Raw genomic sequence first — 1176 nt, forward strand, 5'->3', positions numbered from 1 at the left:
AAATATTGGGCATTTTAGGCAGTTATAACCATAAAGGGAAAACTGCAAAAATGTTGGAAGAAGTTTTGGCCGGTGCAAGTAACGCTGGCTTGATAACTGAATTGCTTTATTTAGACGAGTACCAAGTAAAGATGAGCCATCCCGACACACGTAAGCTTTACTCTAAGGTATTGGAAAGTGACTGCATTGTCTTAGCAGCGCCTACTTATTGGGGAGAAATCAGCGGCATAGCGAAAAATTTTCTCGATTGTTTGCGGCCATACGCAGTCAAAACAACTGAAAATGGGGATTTAAAACCTGGAAAATTAAAAGGTAAAAAGTATATTACCATTACCAGCTGCTATAAAACAGCTTTGGAAAACATAGTGACTGGCTTGACTGATACTACTTTTAATAGCGTCCAAACTGTTTTTTCTGCTGCCGGAATGAAACCTATTGGCGAAGTAGTATTAACCAATACATGGAAAATGACCTCTCTTCCTTCACGAAAAAAAGAGGAATGCTACAACTTAGGCTTATCCTTACAACAAACTATTGAAAAGGAGCACGATCTGTTGAAACGCTATATTCAATTATTCTTTATGATTGCTTTTTCTTCCCTTTTGGTGATGGGAATGGAAGAAGGATTAGCTAAACTGGGTCTTTTAAATTTAACTAATTTTTGGGTACGCTGGCTAGCATTCGCAGTTTTATTTTTTACCTTATTATCTATTATTCTTCATACGGTTACCGTTCATAATCACAAGAAGAAATAACAGTTTCCAACCAATTTTTGTCTGCTATTCTTTGTTACTAAATTCACTAAAAATAACAAAAGACGGTATCTCCTTCAAAAATGCTGCGAAAGTTGAACACTCTGTTTTATTGTCTCCACCTAAAAATCCCTCACTTTAAGTATATTATGCTTAAAGCGAGAGATTTAGTTTTATTAATAAACCATGTTTCTTTTTAGCAACAAAAAAATAAATTACGCAATTTCTGTTCCACCCGTTACACCGTAAACTTGGGCAGTCACATAACTTGAACTAGTCGAAGCGAGGAACACATAAACATCTGCTAGTTCTACTGGTTGACCCGCTCTTTTCAGCGGTGTCTGTTGTCCAAATTCAGGTATAGCTTCGCTCGGTTGTGCACCAGTAATTTGTAATGGTGTCCAAATTGGACCAGGAGCAACTG

2 protein-coding genes are annotated in these 1176 nt (G+C 37.1%); one reads left to right on the plus strand and one right to left on the minus strand.

Going from position 1 to position 1176, the window contains the following annotated elements; translation table 11 throughout:
* Positions 1 to 755, plus strand: a 755-nt coding sequence (locus tag RT405_RS08460; RefSeq protein ID WP_313469082.1) for a flavodoxin family protein, incomplete at its 5' end; no start/stop codon positions are given.
* 212 nt (positions 756 to 967) lie between these two features.
* Here RT405_RS08460 and RT405_RS08465 read toward each other — a convergent pair.
* Positions 968 to 1176, minus strand: a 209-nt coding sequence (locus RT405_RS08465; RefSeq protein WP_313469083.1) for an SDR family oxidoreductase, incomplete at its 5' end; no start/stop codon positions are given.

This window comes from Carnobacterium sp. (genome assembly GCF_032094055.1).
Lineage (GTDB): Bacteria > Bacillota > Bacilli > Lactobacillales > Carnobacteriaceae > Carnobacterium_A.